Genomic DNA, 23617 nt, shown 5'->3' with positions numbered 1-23617 from the left:
CGACGTCATCACATCGACCTGGTGAACGAACGCGGACCCTACCCGACCGGGCTCCCGCCCGTCTTCCGCCGTCGGCACCGGCACACGGCATAAGCTCGGCAGATGGCGAAGTACTTCGACGTGCACCCCGAGAACCCGCAGCCGCGCAGCATCGCCCAGATCGCCGACGCGGTGCGCTCGGGGGCACTCATCGCATACCCCACCGACTCCTGTTACGCGCTGGGCTGCCGGCTGGGCAGCCGGGACGGCATCGACCGGATCCGCTCGATCCGCCATCTGGACGACCGGCACCACTTCACCCTGATGTGCCGGGACTTCGCGCAGCTCGGCCAGTTCGTGCGCGTCGACAACGACGTGTTCCGGGCCATCAAGGCCTCGACCCCCGGCAGCTACACCTTCATCCTCCCGGCCACCCGCGAGGTGCCGCGCATGCTGCAGCATCCGAAGAAGAAGACGGTGGGCGTGCGTATCCCCGACCATGTGGTCACCCAGGCGCTCCTCGCCGACCTGGGCGAGCCGCTGCTGTCCAGCACGCTGCTGCTGCCGGACGAGGAGGAGCCGCTGACGCAGGGCTGGGAGATCAAGGACCGGCTCGACCACTCCGTGGACGCGGTGGTCGACTCCGGCGACTGCGGCACCGAGCCGACCACGGTGGTGGACTTCTCCGGCGGCGAGGCGGAGATCGTGCGACGCGGCGCGGGAGACACCACCCGCTTCGAATGACCGACATGACTCCGGTGAAGCGTAAAGATCTTGCGTGGCAGCATGAGGCGTACCCGCAGCGCCGAGGGGCACTCGCCTCCCGGCGCCGAATTCACTGGAGGCTTCTGCGCATGACCGTCGTACAGGGCACAGCCGTCGACATCCCGGCCGCGGACGGCGTCGCCGACGCCTACCTGGCCCACCCGGCCGACGGGGGTCCTCACCCGGCTGTGCTCCTCTACCAGGACGCCTACGGGCTGCGCCCGCACCTGAGGGCGATGGCCGACCGGCTGGCCGCCGCCGGTTACACCGTCCTGGTTCCGAACGTGTTCTACCGGCTCGGCCGCACCCCGGTCGTGGAACTGCCGGACTTCATCGACCCCGATGCCGACCCGGCCATCTGGGAGCGGCTCGGCCCGGTCGTGCACTCGCTGACACCGGAGCAGATCCGGCGGGACGCCGACGCCTATCTGGGCTGGCTCGCCGACAGCCCGCTGGCGGCCGACGGCCCGGTGGCGATCACCGGCTACTGCATGGGCGCCCGGCTGGCGCTGCGCACGGCGGCCACCCATCCCGACCGGGTCGCCGCGGCGGCGGGCTTCCACGGCGGCAGGCTGGCGACCGAGGACCCCGAAAGCCCGCACCAGGGCGCCGGGAACATCACCGCCGAGCTGTACTTCGGGCACGCCGACCAGGACCCGTCCCTGCCCGAGGAGCAGGTCCGGCGGCTGGAGCAGGCCCTCACCGAGGCCGGGGTACGGCACACCTGCGAGGTCTACCGGGGCGCGGCGCACGGCTACACCCAGGCGGACACCTCGTCGTACGACCGGGACGCCGACGAGCGGCACTGGGCGGCGCTGCTGGAGCTGCTGAAGCGCACGTTCTGACGCGGGGCACGGCTCCCCTGGCTCCGCCGAGCCGACATGCGAAGGTCCCGCACGCGGACGGCTTCCGCGTGCGGGACCTCAGGGGGTGCGTGTCAGCTGGTCGTCAGAGCGGTGTCGTCCACGACGAAGCTGGTCTGCAGCGAGGAGTCCTCCACGCCGTTGAACTTCAGGGTGACCGTCTGGCCCGCCAGCGAGGACAGGTCGAAGGTCTTCTGCACGTACCCGGTGTTGGCGTTCAGGTTCGAGTACGTCGCCAGGTTGGTCGAACCCGCGGAGACCGTCAGCTTGTCGTACTGGACGCTTGAGGTGGTCTCGGCGGTGTCGATGTGCAGCCAGAAGGTCAGGCTCGCCTTGCAGTTGGCCGGGATGCTCACCGACTGGGACAGCGTGTCGGTGTGCGAGGTGCCGTAGCCGTCGAGCCAGGCCTTGTAGGAGCCGCTGTGCGCGGGCTCACCGGTGCTGTTGTCGATGACCCCGGCGGTCGCGGTCCAGCCGGTGCTGCCCGACTCGAAGCCGGGGTTGGTCAGCCGCTGGGACGAGGTGCAGCCGCCGGTGGTGCCGACCGTCCAGGTGAAGTTCGCGGTTCCGGTGGCACCGGTGGAATCGGTCACCGTCACGGTGGTGCTGGAGGTGCCCGCCGTGGTGGGCGTACCGGTGATCAGGCCCGTGGAGCTGTTGATCGACAGGCCGGCCGGCAGACCGGTGGCGCTGTAGGTCAGCGCGCCCGCGTTGGTGCTGCTCGCCTGGATCTGGAGGCTCACCGCGGTGCCGACGGTGGAGGACTGGTTGCCCGGGTTGGTGACCGTCACGCCGTTGGCGGGCGGGTTGATGTGGCTGCCGACGTTGATGCCGGCGAACGCGTTGCCCACCCCGGCGTACTGCGTGGAGTTGGTGCCGTAGAGCGCGGTGGCCGCCTTCAGGGCGGCGGTGCGGGCGCCCGCGTAGTCGGTGGTCGACGTCATGTACGTCGTCAGCGCCTTGTACCAGATCTGCAGGGCGGCGGCCCGGCCGATGCCGGTGACGGCGACGCCGTCGGAGGTCGGGCTGTTGTACGTCACGCCGTTGATGACCTTGGTGCCGCTGCCCTCGGAGAGCAGGTAGAACATGTGGTTCGCCGGACCCGAGGAGTAGTGCACGTCGAGGTTGCCGACGCCGGAGTACCAGCTGTCGGCAGAACCGCCGTCCTTGCTGGGCTTGTCCATGTAACGCAGCGGGGTGCCGTCGCCGTTGATGTTGATCTTCTCGCCGATGAGGTAGTCGCCCACGTCGGTCGAGTTGTTGGCGTAGAACTCCACACCAGTGCCGAAGATGTCGGAGGTGGCCTCGTTCAGGCCGCCCGACTCACCGCTGTACTCCAGGCCCGCGGTGTTGGAGGTGACGCCGTGGCTCATCTCGTGGCCTGCGACGTCGAGCGAGGTCAGCGGGTCGTTGTTGCCCGAGCCGTCGCCGTAGGTCATGCAGAAGCAGGTGTCGTCCCAGAAGGCGTTGACGTACGCGTTGCCGTAGTGGACGCGGGAGTAGGCGCCGACACCGTCGTTCTTGATGCCGCTGCGGCCGAAGGTGTTCTTGTAGAAGTCCCAGGTCTCCGCGGCGCCGTAGTGGGCGTCGGCGCCCGCGGTGGCCGCGTTGGACGTGGTGCCGTTGCCCCAGGTGTCGTTGGTCTGGGAGAACAGGGTGCCGGTGCCCGAGGTGCCGTGGTTCAGGTTGTACGTCTTGTGGCCTCCGCGCGCCCCGTCGTTGAGCGTGAACGTCGAACCCGACTGGGTCGTGGTCAGCGAGACCTGGCCGCTGTACTGGGTGTTGCCGATGCCGGTCTTGATCGCCTGGTAGCGGTACAGCTCCTTGCCGCTGGTGGCGTCGGTGATGACGTGCAGCTGGCTGGGCGTGCCGTCGTCCTGGAGGCCGCCGATCACCGTCTCCCAGGCGAGCTTGGGGGTACCGTGGCCGGCCCAGATCACCTTGCGGGCGCTGTCGGTGGTGGCCTTCTTCGCGTCGAGGGCCTTCGCTGCCTTGAGCGCCTTGGTCTGGGCGGCGGACTTGGTGAAGGTCGCGGTGGTGGAGGCGACCTTGATCCGCTGCTTGTTGGCGTAGGTGGTGCTCACCGTGCCCTTGGCCAGGGAGGCGGCCGGGGTGTGCACGACGAGGTCACCGCCGAGGACGGGGAGACCGGCGTAGGTGCGCTCGTAACGCGTGTGCAGCGTACCGTCGTTGTCCTTGATGACGTCCTTGACGACCAGCTTCTCCTGCGCGCCGAGCCCGAGGGTGCGGGCGGTAGCGCCGGTCTGCTTCCGGGCGCTGTCGACCAGCGCGCGGTGCTGGGCAGGGCTGAGCTTCGCCTCGAGGCCGCCGGTGCGCAGGGCGCTGGGGTGGGGGGCGGCGGGCTTCGCGGTCGCCGGGACCGCCTGGAGGCCGACGGCGAGGAAGGCCGCGGTGGAGACCAGGGCGGCTCCGGCCATGGCCTGCTTGCGGGGAAGGCGTCTGTGGGGAAGGCGTCTCACTCGAACTCCTCCTGCTGCGACCGCCGGGGTCGCGGCCGATGACAGACCACGCAGACGGGTCATCTGCGCGGGTGCGCTGATCTGGGCGAATGTGATCCGAGCCCAGAACGGGGAGCATCAGCGTGCGGGGGGAGAATGACAGTGATGACCCGTTCATGTCATTAGGTAGGCTGTCAATCGAGGGTTTTCCCTATGAGGCGGCTGTGAGCCGGACCGAATCGGGACAATCCCGTGATAACGCGCGAAAGGTCACGGGGCACCGGCTCGCCGATGCCCCGGCCCGCGGACCGGCGCGGGTCTTGCGGCGCGGCAACACGCCCCGGAATGCTGCCCCGATGATGACATCCGTCGTGGCGTTCGTCGGCGCCGCCTTCCTCATCGCCATGGTTCCGGGGCCGAGTACGGTCGTGATCCTGCGCCGGGCGGTGGTGAACGGCCGGAGAACCGGCATGGCCACGGTCCTGGGCAACGAGTGCGGAGTCCTGCTGTGGGGTCTCGCCGCGGCCTTCGGCCTCTCGGCCCTGCTGCTGGCCTCCAGGGTCGCCTACGACGGCATCCGCATCGGTGGCGCCGCGGTCCTGGTGTGGATGGGCGCGCGTGCCCTGTGGCAGGCGCGGCGAGCCGGCCGGGCGGCCGAGGAGCCCGTGGCGGGGGCTGCCGCGGTGTCGCTGGGGCGGGCGTACCGGCAGGGTCTGGTCACCAACTTCGCCAATCCCAAGGCGGGCGTGTTCGCGGTCTCCTTCCTGCCGCAGTTCGTGCCGCAGCACGCCGCCGTGCTGCCGACGCTGCTGCTGTTCTCGGCGATCTGGGCCGTGGTCGACCTGGTCTGGTACCTCCCGCTGGTCTGGCTGGCCGGACGCGTGGGCGGGGTGCTCAGGCGGCAGTCCGTCCAGCGCCGCGTGGAACAGCTCTCCGGGCTCGTCCTGGTCGGTCTCGGCCTGCGCCTGGCCGCCGATTCCTAGACAGGGCCCAGGATCTTACGTTCCCTCAGACCCCGGCATCCCGGGCGTGATCGGCACGTTGTTACCGTGCACCGGTGTCTGACTCCTCACGCGATACCGCACAGGGCGCCGGCTGGGGCTCGGCCGAGCCGGGTGCCTACAAGCGGCTGATGCCGGAACACGTCGAGAAGTTGTCGTGGCTGAACCCGCGGCACCTGTGGGCCGCCCGCAACGGCGTACTGGCGTCGTGGTTCGGCGACCCGACGGGCCGTACCCGCAGCCGCTGGGTGGCGCGGCGGGCGGCGGCGGGTGCCCCCGCCGACAAGGTGATCCGGCGGGAGGCGGCGGACAGCTTCTCGTTCATGGTCATCGGGGACCCCGGAGAGGGCGACGAGGCCCAGTACGCCGTCGTTCCAGGGTTTCTGAAGATCAGTCAGGGAACAGACTTCGCGGTCCTCGCCAGCGATGTCATCTACCCCGTCGGCAGCACGGACGACTACGGCACCAAGTTCTTCCGGCCGTACCAGGACTACCCGGTGCCCATCTACGCGGTACCGGGCAACCACGACTGGTACGAGGACCTGGGCGCGTTCATGCGTGTCTTCTGCGCCGACACCCCGTCACCCGGCCCCGGGCCGGCGCCCCGGCCGCTCACCCGGGCCTGGCTGCGCGGCCTGCTGTGGCACAGGCCGCGCCCTGCCGACGAGCGACGCCTGGCCGCCGCACGGGCGTTGCGCCCGGCCCCGGAGCAACAGGCCGTACAGCCCGGCCCGTACTGGGCGATCGACGCGGGCCCGGTGCGGATCGTCGGGATCGACACCGGGCTGCTCGGCACCGTCGACGCCGAACAGGGCGCCTGGCTGCGCGAGATATCCGCCGGCCCGAAGCCGAAGATCCTGATCACCGGCTCCCCGCTGTACGTCGACGGCGAGCACCACCCGTGCCCCATCGAGGGCGGCGGCACGGTCGACGACATCGTCCGCGACCCGGACCACCACTACGTGGCCGCGATCGGCGGCGACATCCACAACTACCAGCGGTACCCGGTCGACGTGGACGGCCGCACCGTCCAGTACGTGGTCGCGGGCGGCGGCGGGGCGTTCATGCACGCCACGCACACCATCCCCCGGGTCTCCGTCGCGAACGTCACCGAGCGGGAGTTCCGCTGCTATCCGCTGCGCGGCGACTCGCTGGCCTTCCACAGCCGCCTGTACGGCCACCGGCTGCGGCTGCGCCGCTTCTTCGCCCTGAGCGAGGCCGAGGCGACGGCGGTTATCGCCGAGTACCTCGGTATCGAGACGGGCCGCGCGCCGGGACCGGACATCCGGGTGACCCGGCGCATGCGGCTGATCGGGACCCTGCTGGGCGCCGGCGGCAACCCGGAGCGCACCTCCCGGTTCCGGCTGCCGGTGCGCAGGATGTACACCCAGCTGCTGTCACCGGGCTCGGCCACCTACAGTCCGCCGTTCTTCAAGTCCTTCCTGCGCCTGGACGTCACCCCGGAGGAGGTCCGGCTGCGCTGCTTCGCCGCGACCGGGAACCGTGCCCAGGAACTCGAACCTCCGGTCGAGGACGAGGTCACCATCCCCTTGAAGTGAGCCGACGGGGACGGTCCGCGCGCGCAGGACGGTCGCGGCGGGCGGGTCGACGCGGGTGCCGTGGTCGAAGCACCAGCCGCACAGCAGGGTGTGCAGGCGCCGGTGCAGCCACTCGTCGCGGTCCATGCCCTACCGTCCGGCCGGTTCCAGCTGGTCGGCGGGTGTGCCGACCTCGGGGACCGGTTCGCCGAAGCGGCGCGCGAAGGCGACATGCCCGGCGTGGTCGAGCTTCAGGTCCCGGAAGAACACCGCCTTCCAGCGCTGCACCGCCTCTCACGCGTCCGGGAGCGGCTGCTCCGCCCAGATGGTCTTGCCGCTGCCCGTCTGGCGGCTGCCCCAGCGCTGGGTGAGCTGCGCGACCAGCAGCAGTCCGCGACCGCCCTCGTCGTAGGCGTGGGCGCGGCGCAGGTGCGGTGAGGTGGAGCTGGCGTCGGAGACCTCGCAGATGAGCGCACGGTCGCGGATCAGGCGCAGCTGGATGGGCGGTTCGCCGTAGCGGATGGCGTTGGTGACGAGTTCGCTGACCACGAGTTCGGTGACGAAGGCGGCCTCGTCCAGTCCCCAGACGGCCAGTTGCTCGCCGGTCGCCTGGCGCAGTACGGCGACCTGGGCGGGGTCGGGCGCGACGTCCCAGGTGGCGACGTGGTCGGCGCCGAGGGCGCGGGTGCGGGCCAGCAGCAGGGCGACGTCGTCGCCGGGCGCCTGCGGCAGGACGGCCTTGAGGACGGCGTCGCCGAGATCCTCCAGGGAGTCGGCGGGTGCGCTCAGGGCACGCCGGAGTTCGGCGTCGCCGGCGTGGTCGACGTCCCGTTCGCGGTTCTCGAGCAGGCCGTCGGTGTAGAGGGCGACGATGGTGCCCTCGGGCAGTCGTAGTTCCGTAGCCTCGAACGGCAGCCCGCCGACCCCGAGGGGTGGTCCCGCCGTCATGGGTACGAACTCGGCGACGCCGCCGGGCAGGATGACGGCCGGGGCCGGGTGGCCGGCGGCGGCCAGGGACAGGCGGCGCGAAATGGGGTCGTAGACGGCGTACAGGCAGGTGGCGCCGAGTTCGGCGGCCTCCTCGCCGCCGTTGTCGGAGGCCAGGTGGGTGACCAGGTCGTCGAGATGGGTCAGGAGTTCGTCCGGGGCCAGGTCGACATCGGCGAGCGTGCGTACGGCCGTGCGCAGCCGGCCCATGGTCGCCGAGGACTGGATGCCGTGCCCGACCACGTCGCCGACGACCAGGGCGACGCGGCTGCCGGAGAGCGGGATGATGTCGAACCAGTCACCGCCGACGCCGGCGAGCGATCCGCACGGCAGATACCGGTGGGCGACGTCGACCGCGGCCTGTCCGGACAGGCCGCGCGGCAGCAGGCTGTGCTGGAGGGCGAGGGCCGTGGAGCGCTCGCGGGCGAAGCGGCGGGCGTTGTCGATGCAGACGGCGGCGCGGCTGGCGAGTTCCTCGGCGAAGAGGGCGTCGTCGGGGGCGTAGGGGTCGAGGCGCGTAGTGCGGACGACGACGGCCACGCCGAGCCGGACGCCGCGGGCGTGCAGGGGCACGGCGATCACCGAGTGGACGTCCCGGTTCGTGGGGCTGGTCTCGGGTGAGCGGACATTGCGCTCGGTGATCAACTCGATGAACCCGAGCTCGTCGGCCTGGCTGATCACCGCGCGTCCCTCGCGCAGGGCGCGCACGGGCGGCGAGTCGGGCGGGTACATGTCGCTCCCGCCGAGGGCGACGGCGGGCTCGGGGGCGCCCCCGGCGGCGGAGGCGTGGGCGACACGGCGCAGTTCGAGAGGGCTCCCCAGGTCGACGGGCCGCTCCTCCGCACCGAGGACCCAGTCGAACAGATCCACCGAGGCGAAGTCGGCGTAGTGCGGAACGAGGAGTCCTGTCAGTTCCTCCGCGGTGCGCACGACGTCCAGCGTGGTGCCGATCGCCCTGGCGGCCTCGTTGAGCAGGGCGGCCCGGCGCCGCGCCCAGTACTGCTCGGTGCTGTCGAAGGCCGCGAGGGCGACGGCGCTCAGCTCGCCCCGGCCGTCCCGCAGCGGCCACATCTCGATGCTCCAGGTGTGCTCCTCGTTCAGCGTGGGGGCACTGGCGAAGCTCTCGTAGCGGACGGGCTCCCCCGTCTCGGCGACCTCACGCAGATGGCGCAGGAATCCCCGGTGGGGTTCGGCGTCCTCCACGGTGTCCGGAAAGTACCGGCCGAGCAGCTCCCCCTCGGGCACGCCCATCACCTCGCAGGCGGCCTCGTTGAGGCGCAGGTAGCGCTGCCGGAGATCGAAGACCGACATGGACATCGAGGCCTGCTGGAAGGCCTGGGCGGCCAGGGCGGCGCCGGGCGGGCCGGCCGTGACGACGTACGCGGCGGGCCGGCCGTCGGCGTCGAGGACGGGGCAGGCGGTCAGGGCCACCTCGAGCTCGTGACCGTCGCGGTGGCGCAGGGTGAGGGTGCCGGTCCGTGCGGCGAGGGCCCCGGCGGTCGTGGCTGCGCCGGATACGGCTGCGGTGGGCATGTCCGCGGCGAGGAGACCGGCCGCGGGCCGGCCCACGACCTCCTCGGCCAGGTGCCCGGTGAGCAGCCGCGCGCCCTCACTCCACCCGGTCACCCTGCCCTGGGCATCGATGATCGCCGTGGCCGCGACTTGCTCCATATGCCCCAGCATGGGCCGATTGTCCCGGCGCATCAAGCGCCGGGACGGCCACTTGGGCCCCGCTGGGCGGCGCCGGCCGAGCCGGGTCAGCCCCGGTGGGCGCGCAGCGCGTCCAGGGCCCGGTCGGCGTGGGTGTTCATGCGCAGTTCGCTGCGGACGACGTCCAGGACGGTGTGGTCCTGGGCGATGACGAAGGTGACACGCTTGGTGGGCGCGAGGGAGAAGCCGCGCTTGACGCCGAACCGCTCACGGACCGCGCCGTCGGTGTCGGAGAGCAGCGGCATGCCGAGGGTGTGCCGCCCGGCGAACTCCTGCTGCCGCTCCACGCTGTCTCCGCTGATCCCGACGGGCCGGGCGCCGACGGCGGCGAACTCGGCGGCGAGGTCACGGAAGTGGCAGGCCTCGGCGGTGCAGCCGGGCGTCATGGCGGCGGGGTAGAAGAAGAGGACGACCGGCCCTTCGGCCAGCAGTTCGCTGAGCCGGCGCGTGGTGCCGGTCTCGTCGGGCAGCGCGAAGTCCTCGATCTTGTCGCCGACCTCGATGGCTTTCGTCACGACAGTCCTTTCCCGTTCCGGGCGACACCACGGGCCCACAGCACCAGGGGGACCTGAAGAGGCAGCCGCGCGAGGGCGGCCGTCCGCTGCGGGGCGGGCCGGTGCCGCCAGTCGATGGCCATCTTCACATTGGCCGGGACCACCCCGACGAAGAAGGCCGCTGCCGCCTTCGCGGCCACCACACGCGTCCGGAGCACGGCCACCCCGGCGGCCGGCAGGCCTGCGAGCAGTAGGGGCGAGCGTTCGGACCGGGGCACGGATCCTCCTGTGATGACCTGCCGCCGGATCCTACTGGACGGTAGCCGAGGGGGTGACCCTGCCGTCCGGATCCCGCGGCGGGCCCGCACCCGTCGCCGTGCCCGTCCCGGGAGACGTCCCCGACGTCCCACGGGACGCGGGGACGGCATCGCGACGGCCCGTCGCGGCAACGCTGGCTGTCGTGATCACTTCCCGTGGTCACGAGAACGACAGCCGGAGGTTTCCATGATCCGACGGACTCTCAAGAGCGGCCTGCTGGCCACAGTCGTGGTGCTCGCACTCCTGCCGACGGCGGCCGGGGCCGCCCCGGCGAGCACCACCACCCCGCTCCCGGCCCCCACCGCGACGGCCGGACACCACACGCACCGCGCGGCGCACCCCGCCCGGCACAAGGCGACACCCGGCCACCACAAGGCGACGCCCGGCCACCACTGCAAGCACACCACGCACCGCAAGCACGCCACGCGCCGCGTCCACCACCGCCGCCACCAGTTCCGCCGCACCCACCGGTTCACGGTCCAGGGCATGGCCAACCGCCTGACCCTGCCCGCCACCGGCCGTGTCGCCACGCACCGCGCCGCGCTGAACGTGCGCTCCGGCCCGGGCACCGGCTACCGGGTGATCGGCCACCGGCACGCGCACCAGCTGCTGGCCCTCAGCTGCAGGACGTACGGCTCCTCGGTGTTCGGCAACCACACCTGGTACCGGCTTCGCCACCACAAGGGCTACGTCTCCGCGTACTACGTCCGCACCAACCGCGTCCTCCGCTGCTGCTGACGGCCCCTCACCGCCGTACGAGCTGACCGCCGAGGCCTGTTCGGAAACCCCGCGTTCCCGAACAGGCCCTCGACATGCGCACGCCTCACCTTCCTCATACCTCGCCGGGCGTTGCGGCCGCCGATCGCCCGGGAAGCCATTCCGGCATCAGGGGCTAAAAACGCCCATAGCGGAAAGGGAGTCGAGGGACGCGCAATGCGGCATCCCCACACATCGACCACGCCGGACGAGCCGCCGGACCAGCTACTGGCGGCGAGACTGCGCGAGTTGAAGGGCAGTACGGGACTGAGCCTGGCGGCGCTGGCCGCGCGCACCCCGTACAGCAAGTCGGCCTGGCACCGCTATCTCTCGGGCGGCAAGCGGCCACCTCGGGCGGCCGTGGAGGCCCTCAGCCGGCTGGCCGGCGCCGATCCCGTCGCCGTACTGGCCCTGTGGGAGGCGGCCGAGGCCCCGCCCACCGCGAGCCCGCCCGGGCGCGAAGGCCGCAGGGGGCCGGGGCGGGCTCACTGGCTGCCGCTGTCGGTGACGCTCGCGCTGCTCGGTGTCGCCGCCGCCGTGGCCCTGCCCGACCGGGACGACTCCCCCACCGCCCAGGTGCTTCCCGCCGTTCCCCGCTGCCATGGCCGCTCCTGCCAGGGCGAGTTGCCCGACGCCTCGGTGTGCGCCCGGGACGCGCGGACCACGAGCACGGTCACCGGCCCCGGCTACGTCGTGCGCCTGCGCTATTCACCGGCTTGCGGCACCGCCTGGTCGGAGGTTCGGATGCGCTCCGGGCAGGCCCGGAAGGTGTCGGTGCGGGCGGGCCAGGACGTGCTCTCGGCGAGCTATCCGGGGGACGGCGCCGGCGAGAACACCAGCCCGATACTCCCGGTGCCCTCACCGAGGGGCGTGGAGGCGTGTGCCGAGGTGGACGGGGAACTGGCGTGCACCGGGCTGGACGTATCGACGGGCGCGCAGGGGTGAAGCCAACAAGCCGCTCCTCTATTGCGACCGGTACAGCTCGGTGAGCAGTTCGAGTACGGCCTGCTGGGCCGGGTGCGGATCCTCGCGCCACCAGGCGAGGCGCACGGCGACGGGTTCGGCGTCCCGGACCGGCCGGTAGCCGATGCCGGGCCTCGGGTACTGGTTCGCCGTGGACTCGGCCGTCACCCCGATGCCCCGTCCGGCGGCGATGGCGGTGAGCCAGTCGTCCACGTCATGGGTCTCCTCGGTGACCGGCCGCGCGCCGGGCGGCCACAGCTCGGGGGTGGCGGTGCCGGTGCGCCGGTCGACGAGGAGGGTGCGGTCGGCGAGGTCGGCGAGCCGCACCGAACGGCGTCTGGCCAGCGGATCGTCGGAGGCGAGCGCGCACAGCCGCCGTTCCAGGCCGACGATGGCGGTGCCGAAGCGCCGGTCGGCCAGGGGACGGCGGACGACGGAGAGGTCGCAGGCCCCTTCCGCGAGACCCGCCGACGGCGAGTTGACACGGACCAGGTGCAGGTCGGTGTCCGCGTGCGCCGCGCTCCAGCGGCGTTGGAAGGCGACCGTGTGGCGGCCGAGCGCCGACCAGGCGTAGCCGATCCGCAGCCGCGTGTGTCCCGAGGTCGCCTCCCGGACCAGGTCGGACACGTCGGCGAGCACCCGCCTGGCCTGCGCCACCACGCGGAGCCCGGTCGCGGTCGGCGTCACCTCGCGGGAGGTGCGTCTGAGCAGCCGTACTCCCAGGGCCCGTTCGAGCGAGGCGAGGGTGCGGGAGACGGCGGCCTGGGAGACTCCGAGAGCGATCGCCGCGTCGGTGAAGGTGCCTTCGTCGACGATGGCCACGAGGCAGCGCAGCTGCCGCAGATCGATGTCGTCCATACGCTCAGCGTATAGATCGAGCCACGCATGCATTTTGCGCAAGGTTCCGGGCGGCGCACGATCCGGGCATGCGACAAGCTCTCGAACGCCCTCCGGCGTCCGCTTCCCCGAGCACGCGCGGCCCGGCGCCCACCGCCCGGCGCCTGGCCGGGGTGGCCACCATGGCCGGCAGCGGGCTGTGCACCCAGACCGGTGCCGCCGTCGGGGCGCTGGCCTTCCCCGTCCTCGGGCCCCTCGGTGTGGTGGCGGTACGGCAGTACGTCGCGGCACTCGCGCTGCTGGCCGTGGGCAGGCCGCGGCTGCGCGACTTCACCTGGGGGCAGTGGTGGCCGGTGCTGCTGCTGGCCGGGGTCTTCGGCACGATGAACCTCAGCCTGTACAGCGCCGTCGACCGGATCGGCCTCGGTCTCGCCGTCACCCTGGAGTTCCTGGGCCCGCTCGCCGTCGCGCTGACCGCCGCGCGCCGACGGCTCGACGCGGGGTGCGCGGTGCTGGCGGCGGGCGGGGTGGTCGTCCTGATGCGCCCGCGGCCCTCCGCCGACTACGTGGGCATGGCGCTGGGCCTGGTGGCGGCGTGCTGCTGGGCGTCGTACATCCTGCTCAACCGGCTCGCCGGCCGCCGGATCCCCGGGGCGCAGGGCTCGGCGGCGGCAGCGCTGGTGTCCGCCCTCGCCTTCCTCCCGGCCGCAGGCGCCGTCGCGCTGCGCCACCCGCCCACGGCGGGGGCCGTCCTGTGCGCCGTCGCGGCCGGTGTCCTCTCCTCCGCGGTGCCGTATCTCGCGGACCTGCTGACACTGCGTCACGTTCCCGCACAGACCTTCGGGCTGTTCATGAGCGTCAACCCGGTGCTCGCCGCCGTGGTCGGCTGGGTGGTCCTCGGCCAGGGCCTGGGCGGTGCGGAGTGGGCGGGCATCGGGGCCGTGGTGGCGGCGAACGCGGTCAGCATCGCGACGATGCGCGACTGACGACCAGCAGGGCAGCCGCGGTCGGGCCCGTTCAGGGGAACCGGTGGGGAAAGGCGCGTGCGGAGGCCACCGACGGTCGAGATCTTCACCCGTGACCGCCGTGCCCGCCGCGCCCCTGCCGCTCGTCCCGCCCATGCTCGCCACGCCCGGGACGCTGCCGCCCGCCGCCCAGGACGAGAAGTGGGCCTACGAGACCAAGCAGGACGGCCAGCGGGTGATGGCCTATCTGCCCGGCGACGGCAGCGTACTGCTGCGGGCCCGCTCGGGTGAGGACATCACCGGCGCCTACCCCGAACTGCGGCCGCTCGGCGGCGTCATGGGTGCCACGCCGGCGATCCTGGACGGCGAGGTGCTGGCCCTGGACGAGCTGGGTCGGGCCGACTTCCAGTTGCTGCAGAGCCGGATGGGCCTCGCGCACGCCCCCGCCAGGGCCGCCCGCCGGGCCGCCCAGGTGCCGGTGCATCTGGTGCTGTTCGACGTGCCGTATCTGGCGGAGCCACTGCTCCGGCTCCCCTACGTACGACGGCGGGAGCGGCTGGAGGACCTGAGGCTCGCCGGGCCGCACTGGTCGACCCCCGCAGCCGTCGTCGGCCACGGCGCCGAGGCGCTGCGGGCCACCCGGGAGCACGGCCTGGAGGGCATCGTGTGCAAGCGGCTGGACTCGGTGTACGAGCCGGGGGTCCGTTCCCGCGCCTGGATCAAGATCCGAAACCTGCGTGCCGAGGACGTCGTCGTCGGAGGCTGGCTGCCGGGCAAGGGGCGGCTGACCGGGCTGCCCGGGGCGCTCCTGCTCGGCCAGCGCGCGGGTGACCGGTTGCGCTACGTCGGCGCAGTGGGCACCGGCTGGAGCGAGGCGGAGCGCACGGAACTGGCGGGGCTGCTGCGGGCCGCCGCGAGCCCCCGGTGCCCCTTCGCCCCGGAGCCAAGGATCGCGGGCGCCCACTGGGTGCTGCCCCGGCTGGTCGGCGAGGTCAGCTACAGCACCCGTACCCGGGCCGGACTGCTCCGCCAGCCGTCCTGGCTGCGACTGCGCCCGGACCTCACACCGGAGGACTCGGCGGCGGCCTTGCCGGAGGGCTTCGGGTGAGCGTGCGGGACCACTGCAACTCGGCTTCCGCAGACCGACTTTGGCGCGCAACCGGCATGATGGCGGGATGGATCTTCACGGAGAACTGCCCCCGGCGGTGGACGCCGCCGGTCTGCTCGAACTCGCCGGGGAGCATCATGCCCGTACCGCCCGGGCCCTGGGCGTCCGGGAGGCCGCCGGGCACCTGGTGAAGGTGTACGCCCTCGCGGCACCGGGCCGCTCGGTCGACTCGGACGCCATGAAGGCGGCGCTGGAACTCGCCAAGGGGCATCTGGCGCTCGGCCGGCTGCGCGGCTCGCTCGGGCTCGCGGTGCTCCTGGTGCACGCGGGCGGCGACGGGGACTACGTCCTGGTGCACACGTGGATCGAGGGCCATATGTCCGATCTGGCCGTGTTCACCGGCCCGGCCGGCAGACCCGCGGAACTGCGGCCGGGCCGGACGGGCCTCGCACCGTGCGTCTGGGAGGCGGCCCTGCTCGCGCACGAGCGGGAGGCCTTCTCCCGGCACGTCCTCGACGGGACGGGCCCGCTCGCCGAGCGCCTCGCGGCCTGGGGAGCGGACACCGTGGAGGGCGAGGTCCGGTGAGCGGCACTCCCCTGGTCCGGCACGCCAAGCCCGCCGACCTGCCTCGCGTCGTCGAACTCGCCGCCCTGCACGCCGAGTACGAACGCGACGACCCACCGGCTCCCGGCCTGGCCGGCCGGCTGGCCGAGCTGCTGTTCGGCACCCCGGTCCCGCGGCTGTGCTGCCTGGTCGCCGAGACCGCGGACGGCGAGGTCGTCGGCTACGCCACCTGCTCGCCCCAGCTGTCCACCTGGGATGGCCGCGAGTACCTGCACATGGACTGCCTGTTCCTGGCCCCCGGCCATCGCGGCCTCGGGCTCGGTGCGCTGCTGGTGGACGCGGTGGTCGCCGAGGCCCACCGGCTCGGGCTCACCGAGGTGCAGTGGCAGACCCCGGCCTGGAACGAGGGTGCGGTGCGCTTCTACGACCGTCTCGGCGCCCATGCGAAGGACAAGGTCCGTTACAGCCTGCGCCTGACACGATGACAGGGCGCGCCCACGCCCTGTCGGCCGAAGGTCTATCGTGTCCGCATGCCGGTTCCCGAACTGATCCGTATCGTCTCCCGCGACTCGCCCATGGCGCTGGCCCAAGTAGAGCGTGTCCGAGCCGAGTTGGCCGTACTGCATCCGGGTGTGCGCACCGCGGTCGTACCGGTGAAGACCACCGGCGACAAGTGGCTCGGCGACCTGTCCAAGGTCGAGGGCAAGGGGGCGTTCACCAAGGAGGTGGACGCCGCGCTGCTGGCCGGCGAGGCGGATCTCGCGGTGCACTGCGTGAAGGACGTGCCCGCCGACCGGCCGCTGCCCGCGGGCACGGTGTTCGCCGCGTTCCTGAAGCGGGACGACATCCGCGACGCGCTGGTGCACCCGGGCGGGCTCACCCTCGACGAGCTGCCGGCCGGCTGCCGGATCGGCACCTCCTCGGTGCGCCGGGTGGCCCAACTGGCGGCCACCCACCCGCATCTGGAATGTGTGCCGTTCCGCGGCAACGCCAACCGCCGGCTGGAGAAGCTGGCCGCCGGCGACGCGGACGCGCTGCTGCTGGCGGTGTCCGGCCTGGAGCGGATCGACCGCCGTGACGTGATCAGCGAGGTGCTGTCCCCGGAGACGATGATGCCGCCGATCGGCGCGGGCATCCTCGCCCTGCAGTGCCGGCAGGACGACACCGATCTGATCGACGCGGTCAGCGGGCTCGGCGATCCGGCCACCCACCGGGAGGCGACGGCCGAGCGGATGTTCCTGCACGTGCTGCAGGGCCACTGCAACAGCCCCATCGCCGGTTACGCTCGCATGGACCGCAGCGGTGAACTCTCCCTGCGCGCCTGCGTGTTCACCCCGGACGGCAAGACCCGGCTGAACGCCCACGAGTGGGCGGGCCGGCTCGACCCGGCCACGCTCGGAACCTCGGTCGCGGTGGCGCTGCTCAGGCAGGGGGCGCGGGAGATCATCGACGGCATCCCGCACTGATCGACGGCGTCCCGCACCCGGCGGGGTGATGGAGAGCCGACGACCGGGTCAGGCGGTGTCCGGCCCGGTCTGGTCCCTCAGAAACTCGGTCTGGTCCTTCAGGAAGGCGCCGAGCTGGTGGGCCAGGCTGCCTGGCCCGGCGCCGGCCGGCGTGGCCGCCGCGGTCGTCTCCAGCACGCCGATGCCGCCCGCCCACAGCCGCCGGTCGGCCCACTCCTCGTTCACGCGCAGCTGGACCTGCACGTCCACGTGGGTGAGGGCGGCCTCGGGGCCCGCCGCATAGAGCACGGCGGTGACCCGGCGCAGCGGGTAGACGTCGAAGCCCTCGATGAACTGCGAGTTGCGCCAGTCGATGAAGGCGCCCTCCCCGTCCGGGCCGACCCGGACGTCGACCTGGCCGTCCTCCAGATGGATGCCGTAGTGCTGCGCACCACGGTTTTCGACGGTCACCCGGACACTGAAGTACGTCAGTCCGACGGCGGCGTCGTCGCGTCCGCGCGGCGGTTCTGCCGCCTCCAGGCGGTGGACGCGGACCCGCAGACCGGCATGCTCGTCACACTCATGCCAGTCCCCGACCACGTTCGGCTCGTACACAATGCCCCTCTCGACCTTCGAGAGGTGCTGTCTATCTGTGGGCTCAGCGCACTGTCAAATGAGCAGAATGCGCTGCGGGCGGCTGATTCGCCCGCTTTGATCACTGATCAAGCGCTGCCCAGGAAAAACCCGCGCAGGGGCCCTTCCGGCGGAGCGCCGGCGCGTGCCGCACATCACGTTCAGGCCGGCCTGCACCTCCGTCCCATTCACACCCATATCTCCCAATTTGTTCCGCTATCTCCCTCTGTGGGATTCTGAGGTGAGTGCTTCGGACCTTCAGCACCTGCTGAGAGAGGTTCGCACCATGCGCGTCACTGACAGCACGAAAGCCCATCCGCACGACGACGCCCCCGACACGGGCGAGTCCTTCGAACGGCTTGCGACGCTGCCCGACGGTCCGGAGCGACGGGCGCTGCGGGACGAGGTGGTCCGGTCCTGGCTACCGATGGCGGAGCGGATAGCGGTGCGGTTCCGCGGTCGCGGGGAGTGTCTGGAGGACCTGTACCAGGTGGCCGCGCTGGGCCTGGTCAAGGCCGTCGACCACTACGATCCGGAGCGCGGTCGTGCGTTCGAGGCGTACGCGGTGCCTACGATCACCGGCGAGATCAAGCGCCACTTCCGTGACCACATGTGGACCCTGCACGTGCCGCGCCGGGTGCAGGATCTGCGCAACCGGGTGCGCGTCGCCGCGAAGGAGCTGGCACAGACCACCCCGGGCCGGGCGCCCACCGTCGCCGAGATCGCCGCGCACGCCCGGCTCAGCGAGGCCGAGGTGCGCACCGGGATGGAGGCGCTGGAGTGCTTCACGGCGCTGTCGCTGGACGCCGAGGTCGCGGGTACGGACGGTTACGCCCTCGGTGACTCGCTGGGCGGGTCCGACCCCGGCTACGACCTCGTCGTCGACCGAGCCGCCGTGGGACCGTGCCTGGCCGCGCTGCCCGAGCGCGAGCGCACCATCCTCTACCTGCGGTTCTTCCGCGGGATGACCCAGAGCCGGATCGCCGAGCAGCTCGGCATCTCGCAGATGCACGTGTCCCGGCTGCTGAGCGGCTGCTTCGACCGCATTCGCGAGGAACTGCTCGCCGAGGCCCGCTGAGCCGCACGTCTGTCACTCGACTGGCCCTCTGCCACCCGGGTACTCGACCTGCGCCCGACCCCGTTGCGGTTGGACACTGGAACGAGAGCCGGGCCGCCGGGCCCCGAGACCAGGACGCGACTGCCATGAACCAAGACACGCCTGCCAGCGGTGCACCCAGGAAGCGCGAGATCCTCTCGACGCACTCCGTCTTCGGCGCGCCGTGCTGGGTGAGCCTCACCAGCCGCGACCTGGAGGGCACCCAGGATTTCTACACGGCCGTGCTGGGCTGGCGCTGGCGCGGCGCCAAGCTCGGTGAGCACTTCCGGATCGCGCTGGCGAACGGGGTGCCGGTGGCCGGGATCGCCGCGATCGCCGCGATGTGGCAGATGGCGGTGGCCTGGACGCCGTACTTCGCGGTACCGGACGCCGACCTGGCCGTGGCCCGGGCCCGGGAGCGCGGCGGTACGGCGGCGGTCGGGCCGCTGTCCTTCCCGCCCGGCCGGGCCGCTCTGCTCGCCGACCGGGACGGCGCCACCTTCGGGATCTGGCAGGGGGAACTGATCTCCAACTGGGAGTCGTGGCGGCGGGCGGCACCGACCTTCATCCGGCTGCACACCCGCAACGCCTTCGACTCCGCGCTCTTCTACGGCGAGATCCTCGACTGGGCCTCGAACAAGCCGGGCTGCTGCGAGGTCGAGTACGAGGGCGGCGAGGTGGTGCTGCGCAGCCGGGGTGACGTGGTGGCCCGCATCGACTCGGGCGCGGCGGAGGCCGTCCCGGACCCCGAGGTGCGACCGCACTGGCAGGTCCACTTCGCGGTGGCGAGCGTGGCGGACTGCGCCCGCGCGGCGGAGAAGCACGGCGGCAGCGTGCTGCGCGAGGACGAGTCCGAGGCGATCCTGCGCGACCCCGACGGCGCCCAGTTCACAGTGACCTCACACCCCACCCGCTGACCCGTCCCGCGCGGTACGGCTCAGCGCCCGGCCCGTGATGAACGCGACGGACGGGACGGACGGGACGGACGGGACGGACGGGACGGACGAGACGGACGGGACAGCAGGACCATGCTGCGGGCCTCCACGCGAAGCCTCGTGCCCGCCTTGTGTTCGCGTTCGTCGGGGATGCCCTCGGGGTCGGCGGTGTCGGTCAGGGTCGTCCAGCGTTCGCCGTAGGAGGCGTCGGGCAGGCGGAAGTCGACCGGTTCCCAGTAGCCGTTGAGGAGCAGCAGGAACGAGTCGTCGACGAGGCGGCGGCCGTAGGGGTCGCGTTCGGCGATGGCGTCGCCGTTGAGGAACACGCCGACCGAGTGCGCGTCGTCGCGCTGCCAGTCCCGGCCGGTCATCTCACGGGCGTCGGGCCGCAGCCACACCAGGTCGGGCAGCGGCTGCCGCGCGTTGGTCGCCGTCTCGCCCTGGAAGAAGCGTCGGCGGCGCAGCACCGGGTGCGCGGCGCGCAGGGCGATCAGCCGGCCGGTGAAGTCCGCGAGGGCCCGCTGCTCTTCGGTAAGCTCCCAGTTCACCCAGGAGATTTCGTTGTCCTGGCAGTAGGCGTTGTTGTTGCCGCGCTGGGTACGGCCGATCTCGTCGCCGTGGCAGAGCATCGGGATGCCCTGCGACAGCAGCAGCGTGGCCAGCAGGTTGCGCTGCTGGCGGGCGCGCAGTTCGAGGACGGCCGGGTCGTCGGTGTCGCCCTCCGCCCCGCAGTTCCAGGACCGGTTGACGCTTTCGCCGTCCCGATTGCCTTCCCCGTTCGCCTCGTTGTGCTTGTCGTTGTACGACACCAGGTCGCGCAGCGTGAAACCGTCGTGCGCGGTGACGAAGTTGACGCTCGCGCGCGGCCTGCGCCGACTGTGCTGGTAGAGGTCGGAGGAGCCGGTCAGACGGGAGGCGAACTCGCCGAGCGAGCCGGGTTCCGCGCGCCAGAAGTCCCGTACGGCGTCCCGGTACCTGCCGTTCCACTCCGACCACAACGGCGGGAAGTTGCCCACCTGGTAGCCGCCCTCCCCCACGTCCCAGGGTTCGGCGATGAGCTTGACGCGGCTGATCACCGGGTCCTGCTGGATCAGGTCGAAGAACGCCGACAGCCGGTCCACCTCGTGGAACTGCCGGGCCAGGGTTGCCGCGAGGTCGAAACGGAAGCCGTCGACGTGCATCTCGGTGACCCAGTACCGCAGCGAGTCCATGATCAGCTGAAGCACGTACGGGTGCCGCATGAGCAGGCTGTTCCCGGTGCCCGTGGTGTCGTAGTAGTGCGCCCAGTCGCCGTCGACCAGGCGGTAGTAGGAGGCGTTGTCGATGCCCCGGAACGACAGGGTCGGGCCGAACTCGTTGCCCTCGGCGGTGTGGTTGTAGACCACGTCGAGGATCACTTCGAGGCCGGCCGCGTGCAGCGCCTTCACCATCGCCTTGAACTCGTTGACCTGCTGGCCCCGGCTGCCGAAGGCGGCGTAGGCGTTGTGCGGGGCGAAGAAGCCGATGGTGTTGTAGCCCCAGTAGTTGGCGAGGCCCCGGTCCTGGAGCACACCGTCCTGCACGAACTGGTGCACCGGCATCAGCTCCACCGCGGTCACGCCGAGCGAGGTCAGGTGCTCGGTCACCGCGGGGTGCGCGAGGCCGGCGTAGGTGCCGCGCAGCTGTTCCGGGACGTCCGGGTGGGCACGGGTCATGCCCCGCACATGGGCCTCGTAGATCACGGAGTCCGCGTACTGGGTCCGGGGCGGGCGGTCGTCGCCCCAGTCGAAGTACGGGTCGGTGACCACGCCGAGCATGGAGTGCCCGGCGCTGTCGGCCGAGGAGCGGCCGTGCGGCGCGCGTTCGTAGAGCGAGGCGTGGTTGTCGATCTGGCCTTCCACGGCCCGGGCGTACGGGTCGAGCAGCAGCTTCGCCGGATTGCACCGGTTGCCGAGCGACGGGTCCCAGGGGCCGTGCACCCGGTAGCCGTAGCGCCGGCCGGGGCCGATGCCGGGGAGGTACGCGTGCCACACGAACCCGTCGACCTCGTGCAGCGGCACGGGGGTCTGGGCGCCGGCGTCGTCGACGAGGATCAGCTCGACCCGCTCGGCGACCTCGCTGAACAGGGCGAAGTTGGTGCCCTGTCCGTCGAACACGGCGCCCAACGGGTAGGGGTGCCCGCTCCACACGGGCACCCCTTTCCTGGCCTTGCGGGCCGTCACCGGCTGCCCTCCAGGGCGTCGTCCAAGGCGGCGGCCGGGGCAGCCAGCACGACCAACGGTTCCTCGCGCGGCACCTGGAGGCCCTGGGTCAGGGTCGGCGCCGGGGCGAGGGGCACCAGCGGGACGCGCTCACCGGCGCGGGCCCGCTGCGAGAACCAGATGAGCTTGCTGCCGGTCTCCGGGGCGCAGCAGCCCCAGCCGTCGCTCATGGCGGCGATGTCCGTCAGGCAGGCCCGCAGATCCTGGTCCGGGCGCAGGTCGGGATCGTCGCCCCCGAACGCGGTGATGAGGTGCTGGCCGTTCCACCACAGCTCGATGGACGTGCGCTTGTCGGTCGCGTGCTCGTCGATCGCCCGCAGCAGCAGTTCGGCGCCGCGGCAGACGGGGGCCACGAGGTTGTCGAGGTCCCAGTAGCGGAGATGGGCGGCCAGGATACGGCTGACCTGTCCCACCCGTTCAGTGCTGACTTCCACGTCAAGGTGGTAGTAGCAGGGCACTGCGGTCTTCATAGTCGCTTGCTCCTCACCCGCGAAGCTCCCGCTCCCCCCACCCGTCCGGAAGGGATCCAGACACACAGCGTGAGCGTCGATCGCTTCTGAGTCACATCCACAGTGCGGCCACTACGCCATTCGTGCAACACGAGCACCGCGACACGACCGTGGTTGAAGCTCCAACAAGACGCTGCGTCCTCATGCGTGCACCATGAGTGAAAGCCTCGATCGCCGTAACGGTGCCGCGCCCCTCCGTGCGCGGACGCCACCCGAGGGTCGGGAACGCGCCCAGTCGAGAGCGTGGAGGGTGAAGAGGGCCATGCTGCTACCCGCCAAGGCCGAAGTGGCCCGGCAGTTGCGGCGTTACCGGGCGTGGGAGCGGATGATGCTCGCCTCGCCGCACGACCGCTCGCTCCGAGCCACCTTCGAGGACTCGGGCTACACACTGTGCGTGCTCATGGGCAAGCGCTGCGCCCGGGAGGCCGCGGACGCCGCCGAGCGCTATCTGCGCACCAACCTGGTCACCTACCTGCAGGAGCAGGACGGCCGGTCCAAACCGGCCCGGACCGCCAGAAGGAGGCCGCCGGAGCGGCGTTCCCCGGCGTCAAGCCCCTGACCTGGCACCGTACATGGCGTCTTGGCGGTTCGGCGGAAGCCGAACCGTTTTCTCGGATCGCGAGGCCGGGCCGGGTGCCCGGCTTCGCACACGGCGGAGGTGAACACATGCGCAGGACCCCGGCCATCGGCCGCGTACCGGTACGTGACGTCCGGCCGGCCGTTGAGTGCGGCAGGCGCCCGGCGAAGGCGGTGGCCGGGGAGACCTTCCAGGTCACCGCCACCGTGTTCCGCGAGGGGCACGATGCCGTCGGTGCCAATGTCGTCCTGCGCGATCCCTGGGCCCGTCGTGGCCCCTGGACACCGATGCGCGAACTCGCCCCCGGCAGCGACCGCTGGGGCGCGGACGTCACTCCGGACGCCACGGGCCGCTGGACCTTCCGCGTGGAGGCCTGGAGCCATCCGCTGGCCACCTGGCGGCACACCGCCTCCGTGAAGGTGCCGGCCGGGATCGACACCGGGCTGGTCCTGGAGGAGGGTGCCGAGCTGTACGAGCGTGCGGCGGCCGGCGTGCCCAAGGGGCCGGAACGGCAACTGGTCCTGACCGCGGCGCGCGCCCTCGACGACGACTCGCTACCGGTGCACGAGCGCTTCAAGGCGGCGCTGGCGCCGGAGGTGGACGCGATCCTGGCCCTTTACCCCTTGCGGGAGTTGGTCACCGCCTCCGACGCGATGCCGCTGCTGGTCGAGCGCGAACGCGCCCTGTACGGCTCCTGGTACGAGTTCTTCCCGCGCTCAGAGGGCACCGCCGAGCAGCCCCACGGCACGTTCCGCACCGCCGCCCGCCGCCTCGAGGACATCGCGGAGATGGGCTTCGACGTCGTCTACCTGCCGCCGATCCATCCGATCGGTACGACGTTCCGCAAGGGCCGCAACAACACCCTCACCCCCGC

General features: G+C 71.9%; 23 protein-coding genes and 1 pseudogene. 15 read left to right on the top strand and 9 right to left on the bottom strand.

The window, feature by feature from the left end; all coding sequences use genetic code 11:
- Positions 1-102 precede the first annotated feature (102 nt).
- Positions 103-723, top strand: a complete 621-nt coding sequence (locus ACWD3E_RS28350; RefSeq protein ID WP_451390397.1) for an L-threonylcarbamoyladenylate synthase — start codon at positions 103-105, stop codon at positions 721-723.
- 110 nt (positions 724-833) lie between these two features.
- Complete coding sequence (locus ACWD3E_RS28345) at positions 834-1589, top strand: dienelactone hydrolase family protein (RefSeq protein ID WP_451390396.1); 756 nt, start codon at positions 834-836, stop codon at positions 1587-1589.
- A gap of 92 nt (positions 1590-1681) precedes the next feature.
- On the opposite strand, the gene ACWD3E_RS28340 is transcribed toward ACWD3E_RS28345, so the two are convergent.
- Entirely contained in the window at positions 1682-4045 is a 2364-nt protein-coding gene (locus tag ACWD3E_RS28340) for a M4 family metallopeptidase (protein WP_451390556.1), read from the bottom strand.
- Between the two features lie 377 nt (positions 4046-4422).
- On the opposite strand from ACWD3E_RS28340, the gene ACWD3E_RS28335 reads away from it, so the two are divergent.
- Positions 4423-5049, top strand: coding sequence for a LysE family translocator (locus tag ACWD3E_RS28335; protein ID WP_451390395.1), 627 nt, complete (start codon positions 4423-4425; stop codon positions 5047-5049).
- Positions 5050-5123: 74 nt separating this feature from the next.
- Positions 5124-6626 carry a metallophosphoesterase family protein gene (locus tag ACWD3E_RS28330; protein WP_451390394.1) on the top strand — a complete coding sequence of 501 codons (1503 nt, stop codon included), beginning with the start codon at positions 5124-5126 and terminating at the stop codon, positions 6624-6626.
- 6 nt (positions 6627-6632) lie between these two features.
- Here the strand turns inward: ACWD3E_RS28330 and ACWD3E_RS28325 are convergent.
- The 4 genes and pseudogenes from ACWD3E_RS28325 to ACWD3E_RS28310 form a co-directional block, all read right to left on the bottom strand.
- Positions 6633-6896 (bottom strand): annotated as a pseudogene (locus ACWD3E_RS28325) (TauD/TfdA family dioxygenase); the annotation flags it as partial.
- A 3-nt stretch (positions 6897-6899) separates the two neighbouring features.
- Complete coding sequence (locus ACWD3E_RS28320) at positions 6900-9263, bottom strand: SpoIIE family protein phosphatase (protein ID WP_451390393.1); 2364 nt, start codon at positions 9261-9263, stop codon at positions 6900-6902.
- An 86-nt stretch (positions 9264-9349) separates the two neighbouring features.
- Complete coding sequence (locus ACWD3E_RS28315) at positions 9350-9817, bottom strand: peroxiredoxin (RefSeq protein WP_451390392.1); 468 nt, start codon at positions 9815-9817, stop codon at positions 9350-9352.
- A complete protein-coding gene (locus ACWD3E_RS28310) occupies positions 9814-10074 on the bottom strand; it encodes a hypothetical protein (RefSeq protein WP_451390391.1) in 261 nt (86 codons plus the stop codon). Before ACWD3E_RS28310 ends, ACWD3E_RS28315 begins: the two co-directional genes overlap by 4 nt.
- Positions 10075-10300: 226 nt before the next feature.
- Between ACWD3E_RS28310 and ACWD3E_RS28305 the strand changes: the two genes are divergently transcribed.
- Complete coding sequence (locus ACWD3E_RS28305; RefSeq protein ID WP_451390390.1) at positions 10301-10852, top strand: hypothetical protein; 552 nt, start codon at positions 10301-10303, stop codon at positions 10850-10852.
- Between the two features lie 195 nt (positions 10853-11047).
- Positions 11048-11815, top strand: coding sequence for an XRE family transcriptional regulator (locus tag ACWD3E_RS28300; RefSeq protein ID WP_451390389.1), 768 nt, complete (start codon positions 11048-11050; stop codon positions 11813-11815).
- Positions 11816-11833: 18 nt separating this feature from the next.
- On the opposite strand, the gene ACWD3E_RS28295 is transcribed toward ACWD3E_RS28300, so the two are convergent.
- Positions 11834-12691: a LysR family transcriptional regulator gene (locus tag ACWD3E_RS28295; protein WP_451390388.1), complete on the bottom strand. Its 858-nt coding sequence runs from the start codon at positions 12689-12691 to the stop codon at positions 11834-11836.
- A 152-nt stretch (positions 12692-12843) separates the two neighbouring features.
- Here ACWD3E_RS28295 and ACWD3E_RS28290 point away from each other — a divergent pair, with 152 nt between their 5' ends.
- From ACWD3E_RS28290 to hemC, 5 genes are all read left to right on the top strand, one after another.
- On the top strand, positions 12844-13656 hold the full coding sequence (locus ACWD3E_RS28290) for an EamA family transporter (protein WP_451390555.1): 813 nt from the start codon (positions 12844-12846) through the stop codon (positions 13654-13656).
- A gap of 133 nt (positions 13657-13789) precedes the next feature.
- Positions 13790-14743, top strand: coding sequence for an ATP-dependent DNA ligase (locus ACWD3E_RS28285; RefSeq protein ID WP_451390554.1), 954 nt, complete (start codon positions 13790-13792; stop codon positions 14741-14743).
- A gap of 67 nt (positions 14744-14810) precedes the next feature.
- Entirely contained in the window at positions 14811-15329 is a 519-nt protein-coding gene (locus tag ACWD3E_RS28280) for a hypothetical protein (protein ID WP_451390387.1), read from the top strand.
- Complete coding sequence (locus ACWD3E_RS28275) at positions 15326-15793, top strand: N-acetyltransferase family protein (RefSeq protein WP_451390386.1); 468 nt, start codon at positions 15326-15328, stop codon at positions 15791-15793. The genes ACWD3E_RS28280 and ACWD3E_RS28275 overlap by 4 nt, the downstream gene beginning before the upstream one ends.
- Positions 15794-15838: 45 nt before the next feature.
- The gene (hemC, locus tag ACWD3E_RS28270) at positions 15839-16774 is read left to right on the top strand and encodes a hydroxymethylbilane synthase (protein WP_451390385.1); all 936 of its coding nucleotides are present in this window, start codon (positions 15839-15841) and stop codon (positions 16772-16774) included.
- A gap of 48 nt (positions 16775-16822) precedes the next feature.
- On the opposite strand, the gene ACWD3E_RS28265 is transcribed toward hemC, so the two are convergent.
- On the bottom strand, positions 16823-17368 hold the full coding sequence (locus ACWD3E_RS28265) for a hypothetical protein (RefSeq protein WP_451390384.1): 546 nt from the start codon (positions 17366-17368) through the stop codon (positions 16823-16825).
- Between the two features lie 304 nt (positions 17369-17672).
- On the opposite strand from ACWD3E_RS28265, the gene ACWD3E_RS28260 reads away from it, so the two are divergent.
- Together ACWD3E_RS28260 and ACWD3E_RS28255 are read left to right on the top strand one after the other, a co-directional pair.
- Positions 17673-18464, top strand: a complete 792-nt coding sequence (locus tag ACWD3E_RS28260; protein WP_451390383.1) for an RNA polymerase sigma factor SigF — start codon at positions 17673-17675, stop codon at positions 18462-18464.
- 125 nt (positions 18465-18589) lie between these two features.
- On the top strand, positions 18590-19399 hold the full coding sequence (locus ACWD3E_RS28255; RefSeq protein WP_451390382.1) for a VOC family protein: 810 nt from the start codon (positions 18590-18592) through the stop codon (positions 19397-19399).
- Between the two features lie 20 nt (positions 19400-19419).
- On the opposite strand, the gene glgX is transcribed toward ACWD3E_RS28255, so the two are convergent.
- Both glgX and ACWD3E_RS28245 read right to left on the bottom strand, forming a co-directional pair.
- Positions 19420-21618: a glycogen debranching protein GlgX gene (gene glgX / locus ACWD3E_RS28250; RefSeq protein ID WP_451390381.1), complete on the bottom strand. Its 2199-nt coding sequence runs from the start codon at positions 21616-21618 to the stop codon at positions 19420-19422.
- Positions 21615-22127 carry a pep a2 gene (locus tag ACWD3E_RS28245; RefSeq protein ID WP_451390380.1) on the bottom strand — a complete coding sequence of 171 codons (513 nt, stop codon included), beginning with the start codon at positions 22125-22127 and terminating at the stop codon, positions 21615-21617. The genes glgX and ACWD3E_RS28245 overlap by 4 nt, the downstream gene beginning before the upstream one ends.
- Before the next feature lie 301 nt (positions 22128-22428).
- Here ACWD3E_RS28245 and ACWD3E_RS28240 point away from each other — a divergent pair, with 301 nt between their 5' ends.
- Both ACWD3E_RS28240 and ACWD3E_RS28235 read left to right on the top strand, forming a co-directional pair.
- The gene (locus ACWD3E_RS28240) at positions 22429-22725 is read left to right on the top strand and encodes a DUF5133 domain-containing protein (RefSeq protein WP_451353178.1); all 297 of its coding nucleotides are present in this window, start codon (positions 22429-22431) and stop codon (positions 22723-22725) included.
- 107 nt (positions 22726-22832) lie between these two features.
- The coding region (locus ACWD3E_RS28235; RefSeq protein WP_451390379.1) for a maltotransferase domain-containing protein at positions 22833-23617 on the top strand (785 nt) is incomplete at its 3' end.

The organism is Streptomyces sp. NPDC002676 (assembly GCF_053592455.1).
This window is presented reverse-complemented; position numbering and strand designations above follow the sequence as displayed.

Bases quoted from the DNA above. Each gene is read 5' to 3' on its own strand.
- ACWD3E_RS28350 (WP_451390397.1), top strand. From the start codon at position 103: ATGGCGAAGTACTTCGACGTGCACCCCGAGAACCCGCAGCCGCGCAGC.
- ACWD3E_RS28345 (WP_451390396.1), top strand. From the start codon at position 834: ATGACCGTCGTACAGGGCACAGCCGTCGACATCCCGGCCGCGGACGGC.
- ACWD3E_RS28340 (WP_451390556.1), bottom strand. From the start codon at position 4,045: ATGGCCGGAGCCGCCCTGGTCTCCACCGCGGCCTTCCTCGCCGTCGGC.
- ACWD3E_RS28335 (WP_451390395.1), top strand. From the start codon at position 4,423: ATGATGACATCCGTCGTGGCGTTCGTCGGCGCCGCCTTCCTCATCGCC.
- ACWD3E_RS28320 (WP_451390393.1), bottom strand. From the start codon at position 9,263: ATGGAGCAAGTCGCGGCCACGGCGATCATCGATGCCCAGGGCAGGGTG.
- ACWD3E_RS28305 (WP_451390390.1), top strand. From the start codon at position 10,301: ATGATCCGACGGACTCTCAAGAGCGGCCTGCTGGCCACAGTCGTGGTG.
- ACWD3E_RS28300 (WP_451390389.1), top strand. From the start codon at position 11,048: ATGCGGCATCCCCACACATCGACCACGCCGGACGAGCCGCCGGACCAG.
- ACWD3E_RS28295 (WP_451390388.1), bottom strand. From the start codon at position 12,691: ATGGACGACATCGATCTGCGGCAGCTGCGCTGCCTCGTGGCCATCGTC.
- ACWD3E_RS28285 (WP_451390554.1), top strand. From the start codon at position 13,790: ATGCTCGCCACGCCCGGGACGCTGCCGCCCGCCGCCCAGGACGAGAAG.
- ACWD3E_RS28280 (WP_451390387.1), top strand. From the start codon at position 14,811: ATGGATCTTCACGGAGAACTGCCCCCGGCGGTGGACGCCGCCGGTCTG.
- hemC (WP_451390385.1), top strand. From the start codon at position 15,839: ATGCCGGTTCCCGAACTGATCCGTATCGTCTCCCGCGACTCGCCCATG.
- ACWD3E_RS28260 (WP_451390383.1), top strand. From the start codon at position 17,673: ATGCGCGTCACTGACAGCACGAAAGCCCATCCGCACGACGACGCCCCC.
- ACWD3E_RS28255 (WP_451390382.1), top strand. From the start codon at position 18,590: ATGAACCAAGACACGCCTGCCAGCGGTGCACCCAGGAAGCGCGAGATC.
- ACWD3E_RS28245 (WP_451390380.1), bottom strand. From the start codon at position 22,127: ATGAAGACCGCAGTGCCCTGCTACTACCACCTTGACGTGGAAGTCAGC.
- ACWD3E_RS28240 (WP_451353178.1), top strand. From the start codon at position 22,429: ATGCTGCTACCCGCCAAGGCCGAAGTGGCCCGGCAGTTGCGGCGTTAC.